Below are 20,435 nucleotides of genomic sequence, written 5' to 3'. Positions count from 1 at the left end.
CCCATAACTTCCCTGAAGAACTTGTTTTTCAAAAAAATAATACCTTTAGCCATTGCTCGAAAGTATGCGGCTAAAGTATGAGAAAACATAAACCGGAGGAGCCTTATGAAAACCGCCTGCCCGGAGGGAATCCGGAATGGGAGCCCTTTTCTCATTTCTTCAATCGGGAAGAGATACCCGCAAAGACGCTGCTGTTACGGGAAGGCGAGATAGCCAGAAAAGCTTTTTATATTGAAAAAGGCTGTCTGCGTGTATGGTTTAACAGGGAGGGCCGGGAAATCACTTTTCAGTTTTTCTTCGAAGGGCAGGGCGTATCTTCCGTCGAGAGTTTCCGTACAAATACGCCCAGCCTTTTTAACATAGAAACCATTGAACCTTCCGTTATACATGTTATTGCCAAAAATGACTTCGAGCACATCCTCAGCCATTCCGAAGCCATCCGGAGAACGATAGAACAGCATACGCTGGAGCGGCTTATTTATTATCAGCGGTTATTTCTTTCCCATATCAAAAACAGCCCGCAGGAACGTTATGAAGCGCTGTTAAAGGATCATCCTGCGATCTTGCATCGCGTTCCCCAGCATTATATTGCTTCTTATCTCGGTATCACACCCGTCCATCTGAGCCGGATCCGGAACAGCCTGCTTAAGCGTAAATGACCGGCTGATTTCTTAACAAATGTTATCAGGCACTTTGTTGCGGCTTCCGATCTTTGTTTAAAATTAAAAACAACCAAGATGAAAGCAGCCGTTATCCATGCCTTTGGCGAAATCCCGCAATACCGGGAATTTCCGGATCCTGTTCCCTTAGAAAATGAGGTGCTTGTCGAGGTAAAAGCAAGCGTACTGGAAAATTTCGATAAATTAACGGTGGCCGGAACGCATTATTCCAGCCGGCAGTTATTTCCGCAATTCCCTGCCATTCCGGGGACAGATGGTGTAGGCAGGAACCTGGAAGGAAAGCTGGTTGCCTTCGGGAATGTGAGGCCGCCGTACGGTGCGTTTGCCGAAAAGGTCGTTGCCGGCTATGCCCTGCCTGTACCCGAGGGTATTGACCCTGCCGATGCCGCTGCCATTTTACCCTCCGTGCTTACTTCGCTGCTGCCTTTGAAATATGCGGCAAAGCTTCTGCCCGGAGAAACGGTGCTGGTCAACGGAGCCACGGGCGTTTCGGGCAGGATAGCGGTACAGGTGGCCAAAATGCTGGGCGCCGGTAAAGTAGTGGGCACCGGAAGAAATAAAAGATCGCTGGCCCTGCTTTCCAAGCTGGGAGCAGATGAAACGATCAGCCTGGATCAACCGGAAGAACAGCTGGCGGAGGCATTTATCCGCGGGAACGAAGGCAGGGGATACGATGTGGTCGTGGATTTTTTATGGGGAAGGCCTGCTGAGATCTTAATAAGTACCTTCATTCCCCAAGAAGCCGGTTTTGCAAAAAGAAGGATCCGCTATATCCAGATCGGAGAGAAGGCCGGCGCTCATGTCTCGCTTCCGGGATCGGCGCTGCGTACTTCCGGACTCGAGCTGATGGGCGTGGGGCAGGTTCCGCAGCAGGCGCTGTCCGAAGAGATAGCAGCCGTTTGGGAAGGGATCGGGACCGGTAAATTTTATATGGAAATCGAAAAGGTTCCCCTTTCCGGCATTGCGGATGCCTGGCAGCAAGACGACCTGCAGGGCAAAAGGCTGGTCGTTGTACCGTAGGACGTTATCGATGACAGCTGCGGATTATCTTCTTTGCTTTTCTCTTTGCCCTACAGCAGGCCTGTCAGGGAAAGCTTCGATAAGTAATTAAGCAAAAGGGGGAATGGCTTAGTGGTTCGTTGGTATTCTTTATTGTGTGGGTCAATTCTTCGTTTGAGATTATTTGAAGCGCCAACATAAACATAATTCCTATGGGGACTGCTTATGGTATAAGCGTAGTATGTAAGTGCCCGGGGCGGGACTTGAACCCGCACGGCCATTGCTGGCCACGGGATTTTAAGTCCCGCGTGTCTACCAATTCCACCACCCGGGCGGGTAGCCGCAGCATCCGCTGCCGTAAACAAAAATTCCCTTCCGGGCAGACGGAAAGGAATCTTATAACAAAGAGCGGAAGACGAGACTCGAACCCGCGACCCTCACCTTGGCAAGGTGATGCTCTACCAACTGAGCTACTTCCGCATATTCGGCAAAGAACTGTTTCACTGGGGCTGCAAAGATAGCGATTGTTTTATAATCACCAAACCGTTTTTGATTTCACCGCTAAAAGGTATACCGGTAGATGATCCGCCCTTTTAGAACGTTCTTTTTCCCGTAACAGGTGCTGCCGGAGAGCAGCCCTTTTTCGTTATACTCATATGTCCAGCGGCTGTAGTCGCCGCTGTAGGCATCCACGGCCAGCATCTCCTTCAGCCGGCCTTCGGAGTCGTAGTCGAAGGTGAAGTCGGGGAGCATCCGCTTACGGGCGGTATTATAACGGTAAATATCTGTCAGGGCTCCGGCGCTGTTCCATTGATAATGAAAAACCGGGCTGCCGGCGCTTTTTTCCTGCTCTTCGATCACCCTTCCTTCCCCGTCGGTACGGAAATAAACGGTGGAGCGGATACGGCCGTCCTTACGGCGCACCATTTGTTGCAGCTGTCCCGTCGGGGAGTAGGTGTATTCCCGTTCTTCCGAAAAGCCGGGTACCTCCTTTGTGCTGTCCGAACGGGATACAAACGAAAGGCGGATGAGATGCCCGCTGCTGTCGTAAGTATAGCTGCTGATGTTGATGCTGGAAGCTGAGCTGTCTGTGGAACGGATCACCTTTCCCGCGGTATCGAACAGCGTCACCAGCACCGAGCTACCGGATTGGAGCGACCGGGTCGTGCTGCGTGTGGTCCGGTAGTCGGCAGAAAAGGTTTTTTCGATACGGAAGTCCTGGTCGATGCCGCCGGCGGCATCGAAGCTGCGCAGCTCCTGCCGCCGTACCTTGTCTTGGGCAAAGCGTTGCTGCTCCTCCCGGACCTGGCGGTTGCCATATATATCCTGATAATAATACTGGGCAGAGGCCAGGCCTGCGGTTACCAGCATCAGCAACAAGGTGAAGGCAGCTTTCATACAAGATATCTAAACTGTTGAAACGGCGATTTATTTTACAGCTTCCCGCTTTTTTATTCCATCAGCCCCGCTCGCTCGCGGCTTTTTACCCTTGCCCGGCGAGCTTTTCTCCCATCGCGTCAATCTTTTCTCCCGCCGGGCAGCCTTCCACGGGCGGCCGCTTACGATCCGAATTTCTTTTTCAGCGCCGAAAGGCTGGACTGAAAATCGTTTGTTCCGCCGCCGGCTTTGGCGGGCCGGGGCTTGTCTTTATGCCTGGGAGGCCGTGCCGCGGCAGCGGCCTTTTCGGTTTCTTTCATGGAAAGGGAGATGCGCTTGCGCGCAGCATCTACCTCCAGCACTTTTACAGTCACCCGCTGGTTGAGCTTTACCACCTCGTTGGGGTCGCTGACAAATTTGCCCGCCAGCTGGGAGATATGTACCAGGCCGTCCTGCTTTACCCCGATATCCACAAAAGCGCCGAAGTTGGTGATGTTGGTGACCACTCCCGGCAGCTCCATACCGGGCTTCAGGTCTTCCATAGTGTGGATGCCCTCGGCATATTCAAAGATGGCCACCTCGCCCCGCGGATCGCGGCCGGGCTTGGACAGCTCGCTGAGAATATCCTGCAGGGTGGGCAGTCCCACTTCCGGGGTAACATAGTCTTTTATCGGTATGTTCTTGCGCAGCTGTTCGTCGCGGATAAGGTCTTCTACAGAACACTGCCGCTCTGCCGCTATTTTTTCGACCAGGGCATACCGTTCCGGATGAACGGCGGAGTTGTCCAGCGGGTGCTGTCCGTCCGGTATACGCAGAAATCCTGCGCATTGCTCAAAAGCCTTTTCGCCCAGACGGGGTACCTGCATCAGCTCCCGCCGGCTGCGAAAGGGTCCGTTTTCCCGGCGGTAACGGATGATGTTGTCCGCCAGCAGGGTGCCCAGGCCGGAGACATAACCCAGCAGATGCCGGGAGGCCGTGTTGAGGTTTACCCCTACGTTATTGACGCAGCTTACCACCACGCGATCGAGACTCTGCTTCAGCTGAGACTGGTTTACGTCATGCTGGTACTGTCCTACGCCGATGGATTTCGGATCTATCTTAACCAGCTCCGCCAGCGGGTCCGTGAGCCGCCGGCCGATCGAGACGGCGCCGCGGACGGTTACATCCTGATCGGGAAATTCCTCGCGGGCAGCCTCTGAGGCGGAGTATACCGAGGCTCCGCTTTCGTTGACCATAAACACCAGCACCTTGTGGGGAAATGATATCTGCTTGACGACCGCCTCGGTTTCCCGGCCTGCGGTACCGTTGCCGATGGCGATGGCCGCCGTCTGGTATTGGGTTGCCCAGTGCAGCAGCAGGGCGATGGCTTCGTCCCGTTTATGATTTTTTTCCAGCGGAAAGATCACGGTATGATCCAGCAGGCTGCCCTGCTGATCCAGCGCCACCACCTTACAGCCCGTACGATAGCCCGGATCGATGGCGATAACCGGCTTGGGTCCCAGCGGGGCGGCCAGCAGCAGCTGCCGGAGGTTGGCCGCAAAAACGGTGATGGCCTCTTCGTCGGCGTTCTCCTTGAGCTGGCTCCGGAATTCATTTTCCAGCGAGGGCCGGAGCAGCCTTTTATAAGCATCTTGCGCAGCTTTGCCGACCTGCTGGCTACAGGGATTACCCGAAGTGCAGACGGCTTTGTTCAGCAGGGCCAGGGCATCTTCCTCCGCCGGGGCCAGGGTAGCATACAGGATGCCTTCTTTTTCCGCCCGGAAGATCGCCAGGATGCGGTGCGAGGGCAGGTCGGAAAGGGCTTCGGAGAACTGGAAATAATCTTTGTATTTAATACCGGCCTCTTCTTTTCCCTCCACAACGGAAGAGCTGAGCTTTGCCGTTTCCCGAAAAATCTTTCTGAGCTGTTCGCGTATGGCGGCATCCTCGTTGATCTTTTCGGCCAGGATATCGCGGGCACCTTTGAGCGCATCTTCTGCGGCCGGTACCTGTTCGTTGAGGAAGGCTGCGGCCATTTCCTGCGGATCGCCGGGTCCCTGTTCCCACAATTGCTCTGCCAGCGGCGCCAGTCCTTTTTCGATGGCGGCGGCGGCCCGGGTCTTGCGCTTGGGCTTATAGGGCAGGTACAGGTCTTCCAGCTCGGTAAGCGACCAGGTACTGTTGAGCTTTTCCTGCAGGGCTTCGGTCATCTTACCCTGCTCGCTGATGGTTTTGATGATGAATTCCCGGCGTTGGTCGGTTTCTTCGTATTTGTGCTTGAGGTCTTCGATCCGGCCGATCTGGACCTCGTCCAGGTTACCGGTAGCTTCTTTCCGGTAGCGGCTGATGAAGGGTACGCTACTTCCTTCGCTCAGCAGCTGCATGGTCTGTTCTGCCTGCTGGGGCCGTATCTGCAGCTCCTGTGCTATGCGGGTAATATGTCGGGCATTCATTTGTAATGAGGTTTTACGGGTCGCAAAGCTAAGAAAATAGCGCTTTATTGCGCGGTGCGGATTACTTATTTTTGAAGCTTAAAAGCGTGTATGAAAAATGAGAATCCCGTCCCGTTTGAGCGGTTGCTGAAAATCATGGATGAGCTGCGTGAGCAATGCCCGTGGGATCGTAAGCAAACGATTCATTCTTTGCGGCAGCAGAGTATCGAGGAGCTGTACGAGCTCACCGATGCCATTACGGAGGAGGATTGGCCCGGTATCCGTGAAGAGCTGGGGGATTTGCTGCTGCATATCGTTTTTTATGCCCGCATCGCTTCCGAACAGCAGCAGTTTACCATTACGGAGGTGATCAACGGCGTTTGCGACAAGCTGATCGCGCGGCATCCCCATATTTACGGCTCGGTAAAAGCAGAAGACGAGGAAACGGTAAAGCGCAACTGGGAAAAGCTGAAGCTAAAAGAAGGCAAGGAATCGGTATTGAGCGGTGTGCCGCAATCCCTGCCAGCCCTGGTAAAGGCCATGCGGCTGCAGGAAAAAGCCAAACAGGTCGGTTTTGAGTGGGATACGCGGGAGCAGGTATGGGACAAGGTGGAAGAAGAGCTGGGCGAGCTGAAGGAAGCCGTGGAAGAGGGCGTGCAGGACCGGATGGAGGAAGAGCTGGGCGATGTGCTGTTTTCCCTGGTCAATTATGCCCGTTTTATCCGTGTAGATGCTGAAAATGCGCTGGAGCGTACCAATAAAAAGTTCATCCGCCGCTTCCGGCAGATGGAAACGCTGGTGCAGCAGGAGGGGAAGCAGCTGTCTGATCTCAGCCTGCAGGAAATGGACGCGTTATGGCAAAAGGTGAAAGATGACCCACCGACCCCGAAAGGGGGGGATGAGGTGAAGGGTGAAAGGTAAAAGGCATTTTAGGATTTGATGATGTGCTGATTTGATAATTTGATGATTTCCTGATCGGCACGGGAAAGAGTACCCGCACCCCTAAACGAGATAAAAAGAAGGTCGTCCTGAAAAACGTGAAAGACGCCGATGAGAAATGGCATCCCGGCGGAAGCCGGGATCTCCTGAAAGGCAAAAGTGTCTTTAATTAAACTTGAAAGCGCTCAGCACAAATATAGCGATGAAAAAAAGCAGCTGAAGTAGCTGTGAAATATTGATATTATTCTTTATCCCGGCCAGTCCTGCCGCCGGGCTGCCTGCCGCCGAAAGCTTTTTCAGCTTTAAGCCCCATCTTCTGCGGAAGAGCAGCGCATTCAGGATAATGAGTACCAGGATACCCATTTTTATCCGGAACCAAAGCTGCTCCCCCCAAACGCCGTGCATATAGGCCATCATCAATATGCCGGAAAGAATAATGAGCAGCATGCCGATCCCGGTGAGGCGCTGGGTATTGTTCAGCAGGCCGCCTATGGCAGCGTTTTCCCTGTGATCCGTAATGTATGTTTTCCAGTATTGTCTGAAAACGATAAAATCCATGAATGTAGTGCCAGCAGCTACGACGATGCCGATAATATGCATGGCCAGGGCGGTATGATATAGGTTATACTGTTCCATGAGACAAGCCTTTTGATGACGGTGGTTGAGTGGTGAGAACGCCTTCGCGTTTTGATACATAGCGGATGCAAAGGATGATGATGATAAAGTCGGCACAGACAAACAGGATCCTCCAGGCCGGATCATGGCTGCAGATATGCGCGATAATGGCCGATACCATTTCAATTCCGAATCCTGCATAGATCCATTCCTTTACCCTTGACGGGGTTTGCGGGAAAAGCAGCAGTATACCTCCTAACAGCTTGGCCAGGGTAAGCTCTATCCTGAAGTAGTCGGGGAAACCCAGCAACCGCAGTGCTTCGGCATGCGAATAGGAGAAATAAGCGCTGAACAGCATAAAAAAGCTTATCCAGCCTTTTGCGATCCAATAGGTCAGGTTCTTTTTCCAAAAAGACATATTTACTACGTTTTAGTAATTTATTTGACAAATGTACATCGTTATGGAAATAAAAAATCATTTACGGAATATTTTAGCTTAATTTGCTTCGGAATTGAAGTAATATGACATGAACAAGACAATTGAACTGGTCAATGCCTGGGGGAGTTTTGAAGACAAGCATCCCCAGGGCAGCCTTGAGGATTTTTGCCGGTATTACCTGGCCCGGAAGCAGGAGCAGCCCGAAAAGGGAGTGCTGGTAGGCGGCGTTGTGCCGCATTTCATTGACGGATTGTTAATGAAGATCATAGGCCGGATCAGCAAGCTCAATATGCTCTATGCCAATAAGGCGTTGAAAGATACGGGGCTTCACCAGATCGAGGAATTTGGGATGCTGGTCACCATCCGGCAGGAAAAGCACCCGAAGAAGACGGAAGTGATCTACGCCAACCTCTTTGAGCTGTCCAGCGGTACGGACATGCTCAACAGGCTGAAGAAAAGAGCGCTGATCCGGGAATATGCGGACCAGGAGGACAGGCGTTCCAAAAGGCTGGAACTTACGCCGAAAGGCGAGAAGGTGCTGGACCGGTGTTATGAGCAGATAAGAAAAAATGCCAACATGCTGATGCATGACCTGGCTGATGACGATAAGCAACTGTGCATCCAGTTGCTGAAAGGGATCGAAATAAGATATTCCGCGCAATGGCAGCAGGACAGGAGCAAATCTTTTGACGACATCTATCAAGGTGTGTCAGGGAAGACAAGAGAAACTTTAAAAGGCGAAGGGTGAAAGGTAAAAGGCGAAGGGCGTCATGCCGGAATTTTAATACCGGTAGCCCTGAAAGTCGAATTTAAATACGGCAAGGACCTTCGAAGAATCATTGATTTCGTCAAAACGAAACGCGGCATACCATCCGCTGTCCAGGGGAAGATAGTGCGAAAATCCCCCGTAAAGTTTGACCTCGCCTTTGTTTTTGAATTCGCTCAGCTTCCGTTGAATGACTTTTTGACCCTGTAGGGTAAAAGCAGGATCTTTCGTCCAGATATAGCGGACCTTCCCGGTCTCCTTACCGATGCCGATCCAAAACAAAACATTGTGAATGGAAATGGTCTTTGCCGGATAATACGTGTCTCCAAAGCCCATTAATCCCATAGCCGTATCCCTTAGCTGCATATGCTCCGTATACTGATCTCCGAGTGCGGGTAACTGCTGCGCCAATCCAACGGAATTGCCTCCGGCAAACAACAAAAAGAGCAGCCATCTTTTCTTCATATACGTATAGAATTATCCCTTTCCGCACCGGTCGAAGGTCGGCGCAGCAACGAGACGGACTGTTATATAATCCCGCTTCCTACAGGAAAAACGCCAGCAGGGCAAACAACGCCAGGATGCCCAGGATGATCACCACTGTGCTCGTCATCACCACTTCCTTATCGATATGAATACGCATGACGATAGATTTTGGTGAAATTTTCGAGGAGAAGTTACGTTTTTTTGACCGGATGGCCAAAAAAATATGAGTCATCCCCTGGGGGGAAACCGCCTTCCGCGAAGCATCCGGTAACAAAGAAAGAAGGTATGGAGAAAAAGAGGGCTATGCCGGCACTTCAGCGGCGTTGTTGAAATCCGCCTCGCTGTAGGTCCGGATCACATGGTAAACCGTATCGCGTTCCACTGCCGTTCTTCCGGCGCTCTGGATCAGGCGGACCAGCTCTTCGGTGCTCATGGCCGGGTGCTGCTCCTCGGCACCCGCCATGGAATAGATCTTGGTGGTATCGTCGAGGGTGCCGTCCACATCATCTACGCCATAGGCCAGCGTCAGCTGCGTGGTCTGCCGGCCCAGCATGGCCCAATAGGCCTTGATATGGGCAAAATTGTCCAGATACAGACGGGCTACGGCGTACATCTTCAGATCTTCGATGATGGTGGCTTCCGGCACATCGGACATGTCGTTGTTCTGGTTGCGAAACTTCAGCGGGATAAACGTGTTGAAGCCCCGTGTTTCATCCTGCAGCTGCCGCAGCCGTTCCATATGATCGATACGGTGCCGGTAATCCTCAATATGACCGTAGAGCATGGTGGCGTTGGTAGGCATGCCCAGGCGGTGTGCCGTGGCATGGATGTACAGCCAGCCTTCGGCGTCCACCTTGTCCGCGCAGATCTTTTCGCGTATCTCCGGATGGAATATCTCCGCGCCTCCGCCGGGCATGGATTGAAGTCCTGCTTCATGGAGCAGACGCATGCCTTCCTCCACGCTTACCTTGGCTTTCCGGAACATATAATCCAGCTCCACGGCGGTAAATCCCTTGATGTGCAGACTTGGACGGTGCGCCCTGATCTGCCGCATCAGCTCGCAGAAAAAGGCCAGGTTCAGCTTGGGATGCACTCCCCCGACAATATGTACTTCGGTAATAGGCTGATCGTCGTAGCGGCGTACGATATCCATCATCTGCTCCAGGCTGAGCTCCCAGCCCTCTTCACGATGCTTGTAGACGCGGGAGTAGGAGCAAAACTGGCACGTATATACGCAAACGTTAGTAGGCTCGATGTGAAAGTTCCGGTTGAAATAGGTGTGGTGTCCGTGCCGCTGTTCCCGGATATAATTGGCGACAGTGCCGAGTAAAGGCAGCTCCCCCTTTTCAAAGAGGAGAGATCCTTCTCCGGGCGTCAGCCTTTCTCCGGCAATGGTTTTTTTTAAGATATCCTTGAGGCCGTTATCTGTGTGAGATTGGTCAATCAGCAGCTGCACCTGGTCGGCAGTCATAAAATCGCTCATCGCACTTTTATTATTTTTCGGGTCAGCACCCTGTCCTGATACAATACTTTTACAAAGTAAATACCATTTGGGGCATTTGCCAAATCAAATTGCATCCGGTTGTTGACGGCTCCTGAAGCCGGGCGGCGCATGAGCAGCCTACCCGCGGCATCGTAGATGGCCACCTCGCGCAGATCGGGGGGGAGGCTGATAAATTCCACCTGCAGGAGGCCCGTGGTGGGGTTGGGAACGATGAGCACTTTTTCCCTTTCCAGGTTGGGGTTCACGTCGCGGGTAACCAGCCGGATATCGTCCAGGTAGATGTTGTTTTCAAAATTGGTGATATTGCGGAAGATGAGCTGGAAATCGCCCTGCCGGATATAAGCGGTGAGATCGACGGAATCCTGCCGCCAATCGCTGCTTCCGGGAACAAATGCGCCGCTGACCGGTAAGGTATCGGTGATGAGGGAACGGCCCCATTTCCGGTAGAGGAGGGAGGTTGTCTGCCCGCAGTCGAAGCTGATCAGCACCTCCAGCGTATCCCAGTAAGTGTTGCCGCCGTCCGGATCGGACTGTACGGCTGCGGCCAGGTCAAAGAAAAGAAAGGCCGAGTCGGCCGGCGGAAGCCGGAACACGGGGCTGAGCAGATCGTCGGCAGGACCGTTGCTTGCGTAGTCGAAATTTGGCATCACCGCCGAAGTGTTGCCGCTGTGGGCGGCCGCTGTTGTAAGCTCCCAGGTATACCGGCCATCGGGGTTTTTCAGGTCCCAGCCGGGCGGGGGATAAATATCGCCCTCAAAACCTTCCGAAAAAGGGGTAGTGGCCGGAGGGTCCAGGTGAAAGGAGATACGGGCGGTATCGTTTTCCGGCTGCTGGTCTGCATGGCCGTCCGGCTGCCGGGTAAAGACCGTCAGCCGGTGAACGCCGGTGCTGATGGTAAGGGGGGGCAGCATGATGCGCAGCGAGTCGGCAGACGGGATGGCCCCGCTCCAGGGAAAGGTAAGGAGCGTATCCCGGTCCAGGCGGAAACAGAGGGTGACGTTTTTCAGGGTGTCTTTTCCCAGGTTGCTCAGCACCACTTCGGGGCGAGCGACAGCGTCGCAGATTTTTCCGGAAGGGGTGAGAATGCGGCGCAGCAAAGCATCGTGGTCTTTGAGCTGTACGGGCATGCAGCCTTCGGACTGCAGCAGCCCGGCACGGAGACCGGTCAGGATAGCATCCATACGGTCCGTCTGGTCGGTGGTGAACAGGTGCATAACGGTATCGTCCACGTATTCCATAAAGTTCATGAGCTGTACCCCCGGGAAGGTGGGCGAGCAGGGGTCCTGCAGGTAGGGGAAGGCGTGATGTCCGTATACCGCATCCGACTGGGGCGGTGTATCGTCAATATTATCGCCGGGGCTGCAGGAGCCGCCGGTAAGTCCCCAGGGGTGCAGCAGGCCCAGATAATGGCCGACCTCGTGGGTGGCGGTGCGGCCCCGGTCGTAGGGCGCCTGCAGCACGCCGGTGGTGCCGAAGGCGTTGTACTGGATCACGACGCCGTCTTCATCTGCGGAATAGAGGCCGGGCGGCGTGGTCACACCGAGATAGCCCGATTCCAGGTTGCATATCCAGATGTTTAGGTAGTGTTGCGTATCCCAGGCATCCGATCCGCCGGTGGCGGCATGCTTCACCTCGGGACAGGCATCATTGACGCCGAACTGGAAACGGTCGGTGCTGCTGCGGACGATGCCGTTTGTGGGAAGGCCGTCCGGCGTGCGCTGGGCCAGGCAGAACTGCAAGTGGAGGTTGCCGATAAGGGACCTCCATACGGCAGGTATCTCGGAGATATCCGTATTGGCCGCGGTATAATCGGTATTCAGGACGGCGATCTGGGAAAGTATCTGGGCATCGGATACCAGCGCAGGATCGGGCAGTACCACATGTACCACTACGGGAATGGTAACGGTCTGTTCCCGGGTAAAGGCCGGCCGGGGTTGCCCCCGCTCCGTTCGCCGCCGGGCCAGGTTGTCCATCAGCTGAAGCTGCCCGGAGAGGGCCGGCCGCTTCTGCAGGGCCTGGCGGATGGCCAGGTCGGTAGCGCAATAGTGCTGGGCCGGCGACCGCAGCGGACAGCAGCACCATACCATCATCCCCAGGGCCGTCAGCGCGGCCCGCCAGGGCAGGCAAAAGCGTTGCGGTAAGGAGGCAAGGAGGTAGCAATATCGCATGGGCGGCAGATAGAATTCAAAAATACATTATTCCCCCCTGTCGCCCCGGGTATTTTTCCGATTGTCGGTTCTCTTTGTTACATTGCGGTATTGTTCATCATTTACTGATTATGGGAAGATTCACCGGGCTTATCGGCATCCTGCTTATCCTCGGCGTCGCTTTTTTGTTTTCCAATAACCGGAAGAAGATTAACCTGCGCCTGGTGCTGAGCGGGCTGGCTTTGCAGGTATTCATTGCCGTTATGATCCTGCAGGTGAAGCCGGTGGAACGCTTTTTTACTTTCCTGGGGCGGGGCATGCAGAAGCTGGAGGGCTTTGCCAAACAGGGCGCCGATTTCGTATACGGCGGCATCGCCTCGGTAAGCGGCAGCGGAATCACACAGAATTACACGGCTCCCGGCGCATTTGTCTTCGCCTTCAATGTAACGGCTACCATTATACTGGTATGCGTGCTTGTAGCCATTTTTTATTACCTGGGGATCATGCAGCGCGTGGTGGCCGGCATTGCCCGGGCGATGAACTTTGTGATGCGGGTCAGCGGCGCCGAAGCGCTGAGCAACGTGGCCAGCGCGTTCGTCGGGCAGGTGGAGGCGCAGGTCATGATCCGGCCTTACCTGAAAAGCATGACCCGGAGCGAGCTGCTGGCCTCCATGAGCGGCAGCCTGGCCTGTATTTCCGGGGGCATCCTGATCGTATATGTCAATATGGGCGCGCAGCATGGCATCGACCTGGCTCCGAAACTGATCATGGCCAGCCTGATGGCAGCCCCGGGCGCGCTGGTGATCTCCAAAATCGTATATCCCGAAACGGAGATTTCTCCCACCCGCGGCCGGGTAAAGCTGCAGGTGAAGACGGAATACAGCAATCTTATCGACGCCATTTCCCGCGGCGCGGCCGATGGTTTCAATATAGCCATGAACGTGATCGCTATGCTGATCGGCTTTATTGCGTTGATCGCGCTGATCGATTGGTGCCTGTTAAAGGCCGGGCATGTGTTCAACCCCGATTTTAACCTTACGCTCGACTGGATCTTCGGCAAGCTCTTCTATCCTTTTGCCTGGGCGATGGGTGTGCCTGCGGAAGATATCGGCAATACGGCGACGCTTTTCGGACAGAAGCTGACCATCAATGAGTTTGTAGCCTTCAGCAACATGACGGGCGGGAAGGTGCCGATCGTCACCGAGAAGGGCATGCTGATCGCGAGCATCGCCATCTGTGGCTTTGCCAACTTCAGCAGCGTGGGCATGCAGATCGGCGGCATCGGCGCCCTGGCCCCGGAGCGCAGGAAAGACCTGGCGCAGCTGGGTATGCGGGCGCTGCTCTGCGGCACGCTGGCCTCCTATCTCTCCGCCGCCATCGCCGGCATACTGGCAACTACTCCATGAGCTCCCGACCCCCTGAAAGGGGGATAGAGGCGAAGGGTGAAAGGTGAAGGGCATTTAAAATTTTAAGCAACTTATCGGGTATATGAAAAAAACTTTTTATTTGGAAGTAGCCAGTGCAGGAAATGTATCCTTAACTGATCTTGCATTGCTTACGGTTGACGTAGTAAAAAAGGGGGCTTCGGTGGGATTTATTCATTCTTTTGAAATAAGGGATGTCATATTCTTTTGGGAGAAGGTCATGATTAGCGTTTCTGAAGGTAAAACAATACTGGTGATCGCGAAAGATTCCGAAACGCAAAACGTCATCGGGACCGTGCAGTTAAGAATGGATATGCCGGATAATCAGCCCCACAGGGGGGATATTGCAAAAATGCAGGTGCACAGTGACTGGAGAAGGCAGGGAATCGGAACAGCATTGCTAAAGCATATCGAGGAATTGGCGCTTGAAAAAGGAAAAACCTTACTGGTTTTGGATGCTGTAACGAACGGGCCCGCTTATGAACTGTATAAAAGGTGCGGATGGACGAAAGTAGGGGATATTCCGGATTATGCATTATATCCGGACGGAAAATCATATTGCAGCACCACCTATTTTTATAAAAAGCTAAAAGATATATCTTAACACCCTCCACTTCCGGAAACGCGAAGCCTCAAACCGGAATCCTCAAACCAGAAACTGAGAAACCGGAAATCAGAAAACCGGAAACATAAAAAAAACCGCCCTTGCAGGAGCGGTTTTTTGAGATATTATGCGGTTTCCGAAGGCGGACGGTGACGGCCGCGGGCCGCTTCCAGGCGGGCTCTTTCGGCGGCATGCCGTTGTCCTTCCAGCTCCAGCTTGCGCAGCTTCCTTTTTCCGTAAGCCAGCCGCGTAATCAGCACATACAGTACCGGCACGGTGAAGACGGCCAGCACGGTGGCCGCCAGCATCCCTCCCAGCACGGTAAAGCCTATATTCACCCGCGCCGCGGCACCGGCGCCCTTGGCCAGGGTCAGCGGCAGCACACCCAGTATAAAGGCAAAGGAGGTCATAAGGATCGGCCGGAAACGCAGCTTTACGGCTTCCAGGGTAGCCTGCATCAGGGGCATGCCCTTATCCACCCGTTCCTTACAGAATTCCACGATCAGAATAGCGTTTTTGGCAGACAATCCGATCAGCGTGATGAGACCGATCTGCGAGTATACGCTGTTGGCCTGCTTCGAGATCGCCAGCGCGATAATGGAGCCGAAAAGAGCGATGGGCACGGCCAGCAGCACCGAGAAGGGCACCGACCAGCTCTCATACAGCGCCGTGAGCAGCAGGAACACGAACAGGATGGAGATGATAAAGATCAGCACTGTTTTGTTTCCCGCCTGTATTTCCTGCAGCGACACATTGGACCATTCATAGCCGAAGTTGGCGGGCAGCACTTCCGCAGCCACCTCCTCCAGCGCCCGGATGGCGTCGCCGCTGCTGTAGCCCGGCGCATGGTCACCGTCGATCTCGATGGAGCGGTACAGGTTGAAGTGGTTGATCACCGGCGCCCCGCCGCCTTTGTGCGGGGTCACGAGCGCGCTCAGCGGCACCATCTGGCCGCTGTTGTTCCGGACGTAGTAGTTGGCCATATTGTTGATGCTCATCCGGTAAGCGGTGTCTGCCTGCAGCATCACGCGGAAGCTGCGGCTGAACCGGGTGAAGTCGTTCACATAATAACCGCCGAGGAAGGTCTGCATGGCATTGAACACATTGGGAAGCGGTACGCCCATCTGCAGACATTTGTCGCGGTCTATATCTACATTGTATTCCGGCGTATTGGCGCTGAAGAAAGCATAGGCCCGGGCGATCTCCGGCCGCTGGTTGGCTTTCATCAGGAACTGCTGCAGCACCTGGTTGAACTGCTGCAGATCGTTGTCACTCCGCTGTTCCATAATGAAGGAGAAGCCGCCGCTGGTACCCAGCCCGCGGAGGGTGGGAGCGGGCAGACAGATGATATTGGCGCCCTGGATAGCCGCCATCTTCATTTGCAGCCTCCCGATCACGGTGTTCATATCGTCGCCGTGCTTATAACGTTCATCCCAGGGCGTGAGGGATATGAAATAGGTACCGGAGTTGGATTTCAGGGCATTGGCCACGATATTGATACCGGCTACCTGCATGAAGTGCTTTACAGAGCTGTCGGCCAGCAGGATCTTATTGATCTGCCGGGTCACTTCCAGGGTACGCTGCGAGGAAGCGGCATCCGGCAATTCTACCGATACGATCATGGAACCCATGTCTTCCTGCGGTACAAAGGTGGTCGGTACCTTCTTGAAGAAAAATCCCGTCACGGCAAAGATGATGAGCAGCAGCACCAGCACGAAGCCGGACTTGTGGACAGCATATTTCACCCCTTTGCCGTAGCGGTCGGTGTTACGGCCGAACCAGCGGTTGAATTTGTAGAAAAATTTGTTCAGCCCTCTGGACTCTTCGCTGAGGTTGGAAGGCTTCAGCATCATGCTGCAGAGCGCGGGCGTCAGCGTCAGGGCCAGGAAGGCGGACAACAGCACCGAAAAGGCGATGGTGAGGGCGAACTGCTGGTAGAGTCGCCCGCTGACGCCGGGCACAAAGGCCACCGGCACGAACACGGCGGCGAGGATCAGCCCGATGGCGATCACCGGAGCCTGCACCTCGGACATGGCCTTAAAGGTGGCTTCCCGCGGTCGCATCTTGTCTACATCGATATGATGCTGGATGGCCTCCACCACCACAATGGCATCATCCACCACGATCCCGATCGCCAGCACAAACCCAAAAAGCGTGAGGGTATTGATCGAGAATCCCAGCAGCCTGAAAAAGATAAAGGTGCCGATGAGGGAGACCGGTATTACCAGTATCGGGATCAGCGTGGCCCGCCAGTTCTGCAGGAAGATAAAGATCACCAGCACCACCAGCAACAAAGTAAGCACGAAGGTATAGACGACCTCTTCGATGGATATCTTTACAAATGAGGTGGTTTCAAATGGTACCAGCCAGTTGACATCCGGCGGGAAGGTTTTGGAGAGCTCCTCCATCTTTTTGTTCACCGCATCGGCTACTTCCAGGGCGTTCGCACCCGGCAGCAGGTAAATGGCCATACCCGTGGCCGAATGACCGTCGGCCTTGATATCAATGGCGTAAGAAAAGGTACCCATGGTGATCCGGGCAATATCCCGTAGCCTTACGATCGAACGATCCTTCGGATTTACGGCCACCACGATGTTGCCGAACTCTTCCGGGGTCTCCAGCCGTCCCTTTACCTTTACGTTGTATTCAAAAGGTTGGGTCTTCGAAGATGGCTGGGCACCCACGATACCCGCCGGCACCTGTCGGTTCTGCGCCTGGATGGCGCCGATCACATCGTCGGCGGCGATGCCCATAGCGGCCATCTTATCCGGGTTCAGCCATACCCGCATACTGTAGTCCTGGGAAAAGGCATTTACGTCACCGACCCCCGGTATACGTAATATCTCGGGTTTCAGGTAGATGTTCAGGTAATTGTCCAGGAAGGCTTTGTCGTGCGTATCCTGCGGGGAGTTAAGCGCGATCACCATCAGCATATCGTTGGAGCGCTTCTGGGTGGTAACGCCGAGCCGGGACACGTCGGAGGGCACGATCGGCATGGCCTGGTTTACCCGGTTCTGCACGTCGAGCGTGGCAATGTCCGGGTCGGTGCCGATATCGAAGGTTACCTGGATGTTCATGGACCCGTCGTTGGCGCTTCCGGACTGGATATACATGGCGCCGGGAGTACCGTTGATCTGGTTTTCGATGGGCGTGGTCACGGTTTCCTCCACCGTCTGCGAGTTGGCTCCCGTATAGTTGGCGCGGACGCTTACGGTCGGCGGAGCGATATCGGGCAACTGGGCGATCGGCAGGGTGAACATACAAATAAGCCCTACGATCGTTACAATCACGGCGATGACAATCGTGGTATTCCTCCTTTCTATAAAAGTCTTTGAGATCAGCATGGCTTCTTGTTCTAAGTGATCATTTTTTCATTTGCACGTTCACCGTATCTCCGGGCTTTGTTTTCTGGAGGCCGCTGACCACCACTATGTCGCCGGCCTTGAGGCCTTCCTGTACGATCAGCAGGCTGTCTGTCTGCGCGCCGGGGGTGATATCGCGGGAACGGATCACGTGATGCTCATCCACAACGTATACGTTTGTTTCGTCCAGTATCTGTATGATAGCCTCCGGAGGGATGGCCAGGCTGTTCTCGGGCGTACGGTGCTTGTCCAGCACCACGCAGCTCATACCCGATTTCAGCTCTCCGTTTTTATTGGGAAATACCAGCCTCACCCGGATGGTGCCGGTGGTCTGGTCCACGGTATTGTTGATCAGCAATATCTTCCCATCCTGCTCGTACACCTTACCATCGGTAAAGCGGATATAGAATTTCCGGGAAGGAGAGGGGTGCTGCTCTTCGGAGACGAACTCATGAAAGCGCGATTGCGGGATATCGAAATCCACATACATCGGGTCTTCGTTCACCAGCGTATTGATCAGGGTCTGCCCCGCGTTGATAATGGCGCCCGTTTTTACCTGGGCGATGCCGATCCGGCCGCTGAAGGGTGCTTTGATGATGGCATGGTTGAGGTCGGTTCCCGATTTTGCCTGGGCGGCCTGGGCGGCGGCTACATTGGCCTGGGCGGTTTTTACCGCGGTCTCGGCCTGGTCCACCGTCTGCCGGGATATGGCATCATGCTGCAGGAGGTTCTGGTACCGCTCCAGATCGCGCTGGCGCTGTGCCAGATCGGCCTGGGCCTGCTGCAGGGCCGCCGCGGACTGGTTATAAGCGGCGGAATAACGGCTTTTGTCTATCTCATACAGGGGCTGTCCTTTTTGGACCCAGCTACCGTCGCTGGCACGGATGGCTTCCAGGTAGCCCGTCACATCCGGCCGGATCTCCACCATGTTGTTGGCCACCAGCGTGCCGGGAAAGCTTTCGGTTACCGTATAAGCGGTCGGCTCTACCGTAGTAGCGACCACGGTCGGCTTCGGCATCATTCCGCCGGGCGCGCCGCCCTTCTGGGCATTGCCGCAGGAGCCCAGTAACAATGTTACGGCTGAGCAGGACAGCAGGGCCGCCCCGGTGATTTTACGCTTCATCTTGGTATGTTGTTGTTCCATATTTAGTCAATAGTCAGTGGTCAATGGTCAGTAGTCGATGGTCAGTGGGTTCTGGTTTGATAATTTGATGGGTAATCAGCGCATCATCAAATTTCCAAATCATCAAATCACATTCGTCATTCCCGGATCTTCCCCATGGCTTTATCCAGCTCTACCTTGCTGATCAGCGTATTCAGCAGGGCATTGATATAATCGCTTTGCGCCTGTTTCAGCTCGCTTTCGGCGGAGATGACGTCAAGGCTCGACGATACGCCCTGTTCGAACTTATAGTTGATCCGGTCGTAAATGCCCTGGGTCAGGTCCATGTTCTTGCGCTGGGTCCGGAACTGGGCCAGGTTATTCTGGTACTGGGTATAGCTGTTCTTGACATCGAGCTGTATCTGCCCGGCCAGGTAGTCCAGGTCGTTCTGCGACTCCTGCAGGGTGATGCGGGCCTGGTTCACCTGGTGCAGCCGCTCCGTACCGGTAAACAGCGGAAAGGAGAGGGAAAGGCCAAAGGCAGAGTTTCCGAATCCGGATTTATACAGGTCTCCGAACTTGGGTGAAAAATAGTTGTAGCCATAATTGACATAAGCAGACAGCGAGGGCAGGAAACCCAGCCGGGTGTTTTTAAGGCTCAGCTGGTTCAGCTGCACCTGGGTCTGCTGGATGCCGTATTCTATACGATCCTGGTAACTGTAGTTCACCGTGTCCGGCAGTATCTGATCCGGCGGGAAGTCCTGTACCGTTTCCGATAGCCCCAGCGAATCGTCCAGGTTCATACCCATCTGGAACTTCAGCAGCTGCAGGCTGTAGTTCAGCAGCCGTTTCAGGTTTTCCTGCTGGGTAGCTGCGGTATTATAGGATACCTGGATGCGGTCTACGTCTACTGTTTCGTTGATGCCTGCTTCATAACGTGCACGGGTATCCTCCAGGGTCTTGTGGAGCTGGGCCAGGTTGGCGGCGGCCAGCCGGATATTTTCCTGGTTCACCAGCACATTGTAATAGGCTTTTGTAACGGCTACGCGGGTATCGATCTTGGTGCGGGAAAGGCTTTTTACCGACAGGTCTTCGTATACCCGCGCGGCTTTCAGACCTACAAAATAGCTGCTGTTGAAGATCGTCTGGGTAATCTCGCCTGTAACGTCGGAAGTGTACTTTGTGCCCAGCTGTACCGGTACTTTTTTGTTGGGATCCCCGCCGCTGAAATCGGGAAGCAGGGAAGTGGCCAGCTTCAGGTTGTCCTGGAAGTTGCCGCTGATGCTGGCATGGGGCAGCAGCTTACCGGTGCTGGCCAGCACCTGCTCCCGTGAATTACGGGTATCCAGCACCGCGTTGACCACATCATGATGATGCTCGAGGGCAAATCCGATACAGTCGTTGAGGTTAAACTGGTATATGCCGCTGTCCGCCGTATCTGCCTGGGCAAAAACGGAGGTACTGCTGAAAAACAGGAGGCAGCACAGGGTGACCCGGGAAATATACCCCATGCTTTGCTTACCTGTATTCGGGCTTGTTGAAGCAGTGCTGTAGTTGACGGGCATTGTTGGTTCTGGTTT

General features: G+C 54.4%; 17 protein-coding genes and 2 tRNA genes. 6 read left to right on the top strand and 13 right to left on the bottom strand.

Annotated features, from left to right (window positions below):
- The first annotated feature begins 77 nt into the window (after positions 1-77).
- Both ABD851_RS15635 and ABD851_RS15630 read left to right on the top strand, forming a co-directional pair.
- Positions 78-659: a Crp/Fnr family transcriptional regulator gene (locus tag ABD851_RS15635; RefSeq protein ID WP_344981002.1), complete on the top strand. Its 582-nt coding sequence runs from the start codon at positions 78-80 to the stop codon at positions 657-659.
- Between the two features lie 78 nt (positions 660-737).
- A complete protein-coding gene (locus tag ABD851_RS15630; RefSeq protein WP_344980999.1) occupies positions 738-1,700 on the top strand; it encodes a quinone oxidoreductase family protein in 963 nt (320 codons plus the stop codon).
- Positions 1,701-1,750: 50 nt separating this feature from the next.
- On the opposite strand, the gene ABD851_RS18075 is transcribed toward ABD851_RS15630, so the two are convergent.
- From ABD851_RS18075 to ABD851_RS15610, 5 genes are all read right to left on the bottom strand, one after another.
- Positions 1,751-1,960, bottom strand: coding sequence for a GIY-YIG nuclease family protein (locus ABD851_RS18075; protein ID WP_425549960.1), 210 nt, complete (start codon positions 1,958-1,960; stop codon positions 1,751-1,753).
- Positions 1,928-2,013, bottom strand: a tRNA-Leu gene (locus tag ABD851_RS15625). Before ABD851_RS15625 ends, ABD851_RS18075 begins: the two co-directional genes overlap by 33 nt.
- A 73-nt stretch (positions 2,014-2,086) precedes the next feature.
- Positions 2,087-2,159, bottom strand: a tRNA-Gly gene (locus tag ABD851_RS15620).
- Between the two features lie 81 nt (positions 2,160-2,240).
- A complete protein-coding gene (locus ABD851_RS15615) occupies positions 2,241-3,077 on the bottom strand; it encodes a hypothetical protein (RefSeq protein WP_344980997.1) in 837 nt (278 codons plus the stop codon).
- A gap of 161 nt (positions 3,078-3,238) precedes the next feature.
- Positions 3,239-5,488 (bottom strand): Tex family protein, encoded by a 2,250-nt coding sequence (locus ABD851_RS15610; protein ID WP_344980995.1) that lies wholly within the window; start codon positions 5,486-5,488, stop codon positions 3,239-3,241.
- A 90-nt stretch (positions 5,489-5,578) separates the two neighbouring features.
- On the opposite strand from ABD851_RS15610, the gene mazG reads away from it, so the two are divergent.
- Positions 5,579-6,388 (top strand): nucleoside triphosphate pyrophosphohydrolase, encoded by an 810-nt coding sequence (gene mazG, locus ABD851_RS15605; RefSeq protein WP_344980993.1) that lies wholly within the window; start codon positions 5,579-5,581, stop codon positions 6,386-6,388.
- A gap of 183 nt (positions 6,389-6,571) precedes the next feature.
- On the opposite strand, the gene ABD851_RS15600 is transcribed toward mazG, so the two are convergent.
- Positions 6,572-7,042 (bottom strand): hypothetical protein, encoded by a 471-nt coding sequence (locus ABD851_RS15600; RefSeq protein ID WP_344980991.1) that lies wholly within the window; start codon positions 7,040-7,042, stop codon positions 6,572-6,574.
- A complete protein-coding gene (locus ABD851_RS15595) occupies positions 7,029-7,439 on the bottom strand; it encodes a DoxX family protein (protein WP_344980989.1) in 411 nt (136 codons plus the stop codon). The genes ABD851_RS15600 and ABD851_RS15595 overlap by 14 nt, the downstream gene beginning before the upstream one ends.
- 109 nt (positions 7,440-7,548) lie before the next feature.
- Between ABD851_RS15595 and ABD851_RS15590 the strand changes: the two genes are divergently transcribed.
- Positions 7,549-8,208: a MarR family winged helix-turn-helix transcriptional regulator gene (locus ABD851_RS15590; RefSeq protein WP_344980987.1), complete on the top strand. Its 660-nt coding sequence runs from the start codon at positions 7,549-7,551 to the stop codon at positions 8,206-8,208.
- Positions 8,209-8,241: 33 nt separating this feature from the next.
- Here ABD851_RS15590 and ABD851_RS15585 read toward each other — a convergent pair whose 3' ends face one another.
- From ABD851_RS15585 to ABD851_RS15575, 3 genes are all read right to left on the bottom strand, one after another.
- The gene (locus tag ABD851_RS15585; protein ID WP_344980985.1) at positions 8,242-8,691 is read right to left on the bottom strand and encodes a hypothetical protein; all 450 of its coding nucleotides are present in this window, start codon (positions 8,689-8,691) and stop codon (positions 8,242-8,244) included.
- Between the two features lie 322 nt (positions 8,692-9,013).
- The gene (gene mqnE, locus ABD851_RS15580) at positions 9,014-10,195 is read right to left on the bottom strand and encodes an aminofutalosine synthase MqnE (RefSeq protein WP_344980983.1); all 1,182 of its coding nucleotides are present in this window, start codon (positions 10,193-10,195) and stop codon (positions 9,014-9,016) included.
- The gene (locus ABD851_RS15575; protein WP_344980980.1) at positions 10,192-12,384 is read right to left on the bottom strand and encodes a M43 family zinc metalloprotease; all 2,193 of its coding nucleotides are present in this window, start codon (positions 12,382-12,384) and stop codon (positions 10,192-10,194) included. Before ABD851_RS15575 ends, mqnE begins: the two co-directional genes overlap by 4 nt.
- Before the next feature lie 110 nt (positions 12,385-12,494).
- On the opposite strand from ABD851_RS15575, the gene ABD851_RS15570 reads away from it, so the two are divergent.
- Positions 12,495-13,769 (top strand): NupC/NupG family nucleoside CNT transporter, encoded by a 1,275-nt coding sequence (locus tag ABD851_RS15570; protein ID WP_344980978.1) that lies wholly within the window; start codon positions 12,495-12,497, stop codon positions 13,767-13,769.
- Between the two features lie 82 nt (positions 13,770-13,851).
- Positions 13,852-14,391, top strand: coding sequence for a GNAT family N-acetyltransferase (locus ABD851_RS15565; protein WP_344980976.1), 540 nt, complete (start codon positions 13,852-13,854; stop codon positions 14,389-14,391).
- Positions 14,392-14,516: 125 nt separating this feature from the next.
- On the opposite strand, the gene ABD851_RS15560 is transcribed toward ABD851_RS15565, so the two are convergent.
- The 3 genes from ABD851_RS15560 to ABD851_RS15550 all read right to left on the bottom strand — a co-directional run bounded on the left by ABD851_RS15560 (position 14,517) and on the right by ABD851_RS15550 (position 20,420).
- Complete coding sequence (locus ABD851_RS15560; RefSeq protein WP_344980974.1) at positions 14,517-17,735, bottom strand: efflux RND transporter permease subunit; 3,219 nt, start codon at positions 17,733-17,735, stop codon at positions 14,517-14,519.
- A gap of 19 nt (positions 17,736-17,754) precedes the next feature.
- Positions 17,755-18,876, bottom strand: a complete 1,122-nt coding sequence (locus ABD851_RS15555; protein ID WP_344980972.1) for an efflux RND transporter periplasmic adaptor subunit — start codon at positions 18,874-18,876, stop codon at positions 17,755-17,757.
- A 137-nt stretch (positions 18,877-19,013) separates the two neighbouring features.
- Positions 19,014-20,420, bottom strand: coding sequence for a TolC family protein (locus ABD851_RS15550; RefSeq protein ID WP_344980970.1), 1,407 nt, complete (start codon positions 20,418-20,420; stop codon positions 19,014-19,016).
- Positions 20,421-20,435: the final 15 nt, after the last annotated feature.

It is taken from the genome of Compostibacter hankyongensis (assembly GCF_039541075.1).
GTDB classification, from domain to species: Bacteria; Bacteroidota; Bacteroidia; order Chitinophagales; family Chitinophagaceae; genus Compostibacter; species Compostibacter hankyongensis.
The sequence above is the reverse complement of the archived record's forward strand: the minus strand, read 5'-3'. Positions and strand labels throughout refer to the sequence as shown.